At 44.1% G+C, this 4,782-nt stretch carries 5 protein-coding genes; 2 read left to right on the top strand and 3 right to left on the bottom strand.

Annotation, left to right across the window (positions count from 1 at the left end; genetic code table 11):
• Positions 1-495 (bottom strand): ATP synthase subunit B family protein, encoded by a 495-nt coding sequence (locus tag ACR0JF_RS23120; protein WP_480670077.1) that lies wholly within the window; start codon positions 493-495, stop codon positions 1-3.
• Complete coding sequence (locus ACR0JF_RS23115; protein ID WP_480670075.1) at positions 492-1,391, bottom strand: hypothetical protein; 900 nt, start codon at positions 1,389-1,391, stop codon at positions 492-494. The genes ACR0JF_RS23120 and ACR0JF_RS23115 overlap by 4 nt, the downstream gene beginning before the upstream one ends.
• A 1,344-nt stretch (positions 1,392-2,735) precedes the next feature.
• On the opposite strand from ACR0JF_RS23115, the gene ACR0JF_RS23110 reads away from it, so the two are divergent.
• Together ACR0JF_RS23110 and ACR0JF_RS23105 are read left to right on the top strand one after the other, a co-directional pair.
• Complete coding sequence (locus ACR0JF_RS23110) at positions 2,736-2,978, top strand: type II toxin-antitoxin system ParD family antitoxin (protein WP_029627482.1); 243 nt, start codon at positions 2,736-2,738, stop codon at positions 2,976-2,978.
• A complete protein-coding gene (locus ACR0JF_RS23105) occupies positions 2,971-3,255 on the top strand; it encodes a type II toxin-antitoxin system RelE/ParE family toxin (RefSeq protein WP_012615283.1) in 285 nt (94 codons plus the stop codon). The genes ACR0JF_RS23110 and ACR0JF_RS23105 overlap by 8 nt, the downstream gene beginning before the upstream one ends.
• A 1,262-nt stretch (positions 3,256-4,517) precedes the next feature.
• Here the strand turns inward: ACR0JF_RS23105 and ACR0JF_RS23100 are convergent.
• Positions 4,518-4,782: hypothetical protein (locus ACR0JF_RS23100; protein ID WP_480670071.1), on the bottom strand; the 265-nt coding region annotated here is incomplete at its 5' end.

Genomic DNA, 4,782 nt, shown 5'->3' with positions numbered 1-4,782 from the left:
TCATTTTTTGAATTGATGGAGATTTTGACTTTCGCTTTCCAGTTCTGCTCGAACGCGTTTTCCTTGTTCCTCGTAGGCAGAGTTGACCTTTTCTTCTGCCCATTCTTTTGTCTTTTTCTCGTAGTTTCTAGCCTCTTGAATTTTCTTTTCTGCCTGTTCTATTGCTTCGGCTTGTGCTTCTTTTGCTGCAGTGATCTGGCGGTTATTCATCCCGTTATAGATGAAAATGGTTAGTGGGGTTAGGATCAGAAAAATTAGGGTGAACAGCGCCCATACAGGCCACAATCCTTTGAAAATAGGCCAGAATCCGTTGGTGCTAGTGAAGGCGTATACGATTGGTTTGTCTCCCTCAAAATTGACTAGCCCCCATTGCTCGATATTCTCTTGGGCTTGCCAATAGTCGGTGATCAAAACAGCTTGATCCATTTGGTGATAGCTCCAGTTTGCTGTCCAGAAAATACCGCCAAGTACGGCAAGCAAAACAAACCATCTCATCGCAGATAAACCTCCGTAATATCACGGCGAAAATGTCCCATTTCTTGGGATACCACTTCGAGAGCTTTCTCATAGGCCATCGATTTTTGCAGTTCATTCATTCGCTCTTGGGCGTAGCTATGCCTTAGACCATGTGCTCCGGCACTCCAAGTTAATGCTCGATTTGATGCCGCGGAGAAAGAACTGGACCAACGATTACCGCCATTAATGTCGTAATAACTGGTGTAGTTCACTCCTCGATCGGTAATTTGCATCGGTTGATTCAGTCTGCGCTCTTCCAATCTTTCGGCAAGGCTTTGGGGAATGAGAATTTCACGGACAAGGCCGCCTTTTCCCTTTACGGTGTAACGCTCTCCATCTCGACCAGTGAATTTTTCTTTTAGTGCTGGCCTTGGGTCGGGTTTGCGTTCTTCGATGCGTTGCAGAGTATGAAGTTCATGCGCTCGAAGTCCTGCAGCGTGAGCGATTTCAGTCGCGAGCGCGTTGCGTTCGGTTTGGGCGTTGACCACCATTTGAATTTGTTCATTGGTGTAAGAGCGAGAGGAAAGAATTTGTTTATGCTCGGATTTTATAACGTCCAGCTTTTCCGTTTGGCCTAGTTTTCCCGTGACATTTTGCATCATCGATTGAATCGCCTGACGCTCCATATCTAAGGTTTTTTGCCCCACTTCAGCGGCTCTATCGGTCAAATACAGGTGTGCCTGTTCGACCGTTAAATCCCTCAGCCCACATTTAAATTCTGCATTGGCGTATTGGGCCACAATCGACAGACGTTCTTCGTAGTTACGAACGGTGCCAACGCTCGCTAGATTTTTCCCCTGCATCTGCTTCATAACGTTCGCGGCCTGCTTTTCAGCAACGGCTTTGGGATCTACGTTCTTTGCAAATTTAGCCATTTTTTTCTAACCATCTGAGAACGGTTGAATGGTCCACTTTGTTCCGTTTATTGGTGCGAAGCCAACGCTGAAGCTCTGCGCCTGTTGCGCCAGCTTGATGTAGCTCTAAGAGTTGATGCTTGTATTTGTCGAGGCGTGATTTACGAGCGGAATAAGAGCGTTTCCGTATGGATTGTGTTTGAGCTTTCAGGGCTGAAAGTTCGCTTTGAACATCGAAGTCAGTCATTAGAGTTGAGTGCTTTTAAAACCTTCGTCCATGATGGTTTGTATATCGTCGACGTTGATTAACCATCGCGAACCGGCACTTTGCCATGTTCCATTGGATTGTTTGTATTCAACCTCTGGGAGGCGGCCAATAAAACCTTTGTGAGTGTTATAGAGTTTTTCGACCTCAAATGAGGTGCGAATATTCTCTCTTTGGTTGTAAGTGTATGACATTGTTTTTCCTTGTAAGAACATACAATCTCGAACATTCGAGACAGCGACAACTTAATGCCTATTCGCCAGTTTAGTGCTGTTGGGCACAAGGATTACCTGACCGTTTTCCTCTTCCATTTTCTTTGAATGACGTTCAAAGCACCGTCTCATTTTACCAGTTGAGAACTGTATAACGCGATTAAGCGCCTCGGAATTAACTGCTCCGGTGGACATTAACCAAGCTCAAAAGAGACTGACTGGCCTCTGTTTATTTTCAGATTGAACAGGGAAAAACAAACTCGCTTTAAGTAGCGACACACTATGAAACTGATTCACATCGTTGAGTAAATAATGCACTGAACTTGGTTAAAAATCAAATTTCGTATTTAATATGCGTCATTTAATATGCGTGAAATGTCTGAATCATTTGTTTTATAGGCCCTCGCTAGGTTAAACGAAGTTCTAACCTAGCGAGGGCGTGAGCGTCCTCGAAATTTGCGAAGTGTCTCTCCCAAATTTGCAATGCGGAGCGAGCAAACAGGGAGGGACGCTGAGTGAATTTGATAGGGATATGAAGTGACAGCGTGATGAAAGATGAATGTTCACAACGAACATTTGGCGCCGAACTGACGCGCTGCGCTTGTCGCATCCCCACACCAAGAAAACGGCTTCGCCGATTTCCTGGTGTGGGGATGTTCAGTTTGGAAAACTCAAAGGCGTGGTAGTCTTATGAGTAGGTATGTTCTTGGGAGGTGGTTCTTATGAGTGGCCTATTTGTGATCATTGGTATCGCGTTGTTGATTAGTGTTTTCGCGCTTTACTCGCCACAGATAAGCGCATGGTGCGATAAGCAGCTTGCGAAAAAGAGAAAGTAAACCCATCACTTGCTGTATACTAATTGTGTTAATAATTCACACAGGTGGCTTTATGGGTAGAACAACAAGTGTCACCATTGGCGAATCGCTCGATGGCTTTATTGAAAAAATGATCGCAACAGGTCGTTACGGCTCAACAAGTGAAGTGATGAGAAGTGCATTGCGACTACTCGAACAACAAGAGAATCAACAAGACTTACTGCGAAAAGCGCTCGATGAGGGTGAGGCGAGCGGAGAGTGTTCCTTATCATTAAAAGAAGTGGCAGCAAGAAGAAAGGCCAAGCTGCATGTATAAACTTTCCCAAAAAGCAGCAGACGATTTTGGGGATATCTACGAATATACCTTTTTAAATTTTGGCGCAGAGCAAGCCGACAACTACACCGATGAAATGGAACAATGTTTACAAACTCTGTCAGAGGCACCATTCATTGGTCGAGATTGCTCCGAACTTCGTTCTGGCGTACGTCGTCATGATCATCAGAAACACGCCATTTTTTATCGAGTTCGAGAGTTCGATATCTTTGTTATCCGGATCTTGCACCAACAGATGAACCCAATGTTGCATCTTTAAATTACTTCATTTTTGATAAAACCTAGAAAAACGCCCCTTAGAGGGCGTTTTTTGTTTCAAACGAACAGCGCCATCTTTGCCCTGTAAATCGCCCTTAAAGCGTCACAAACTTTCAGTGCGGTTTGGCCGTAACTAAACCTATCTAGATGTTGAAAAGTGGTTTCTGGAGCGTCTGAGGGCGTGAGAGCGGTGTTTTCAGGTGCTATCTTCCCCATTTAACATATAACGCATAATGACTACCAAAATTGTTTGGCTTAATTTCATCAATTGTTCGGAAGGGGTATTCATGCCGAACAATTGATGAAGAAAACATGCTGACAGTGTTGGCACTGGCATTTTGTTTGATTTCTTTTGAAAAATGCCCTTTCAGGAAATGTTCTTTTTATTCGGGCAATAGCTCGCTCTTTTTTGCATTTAGGACATGTATAAGTAAATATCATTGGTATCCTTACCAAATATCATATGCCCCCTTACTTGGAAGCAGTATCTCATTTTTTTGGGATTTTACTCTTATTGTGAATATGAATAAAGTTGAATTCCGTGCTGAATTGAGCATAAATCTCGTTGTGTTAAGTGCTCATTTACCATAACGGCACTTTGTGTGAACTGACAGATAGAGCCGCATTGTTCTACACGAACACTAGAAACAAAAAAGCCTCCCATTAGGGAGGCTTTTTTGTTGGATGATCACCAGATCTAAGAAGATCAGCATTGAGATCAAACGCTTTTGGGATTAATCTCTTTCTCCAGATGTGAAAAAACCGCCCTGCAAGGCGGTTTATTTCGGAATACTTACTGGTTTGACGGCCTGTGTAAGTCCTTTCATGATAGCCCATATCGTTAAAGCACTTCAAGTATTCCTGCACTCTGTTTGGATCAAGATGTTTTGGACAGAGCGACGCGCATCAGCCACCGACCAAGGGAAGTCCGATAGGTGGCAGGTAAAGGCACTAATCAGAACTTGCGAAAGCACGATAAAACCGCCCTGTTGTAGCTGCTAGACGGGGACAAGCGGAAAAGGAATAACTGATTAGTGTTGTGTGACTCGGACGGGGGGCGAAAGCCTTTACACACAGCGCAGGGCAGCCCGAAAGGGTACGAGAAAAAACTCCACGGAAAGCGACCACAAACAATGCTCAAATCACTCGAAAATCGAGTCGAAATGGGTAGGGGTCGGCGCAGCCGAAAGGGCTGATAGGGCCGCCTTGCGCGGCAGCTTTTTCGGGTTGTTCTTCAACTGATTGTTAACTCTGACAAAGGGATTATTTGTCCCTCTCTGTTGTTGGGGTTTGTGACTCTATCTTCCTTTTTAATCTTTGAAAGCCGTTTTGTGCATACTCTTTTGCTTTCCTCAGCTCGTTTGCTTCTGTCTCAAATCGATTTAACTCTTCTAAATACTGCCTTTGTATTTCCGCGACTTTCTGTTCTGTTTCTTTCTGTATTCTCATTGCCGCGACTTCTTTGGCCCTTATGGTTTGTTCTCTTTTTAGAAGCTCATTTTTGAATTGATGGAGATTTTGACTTTCG

It is taken from the genome of Ruegeria sp. BG11 (assembly GCF_056538565.1).
The sequence above is the reverse complement of the archived record's forward strand: the minus strand, read 5'-3'. Positions and strand labels throughout refer to the sequence as shown.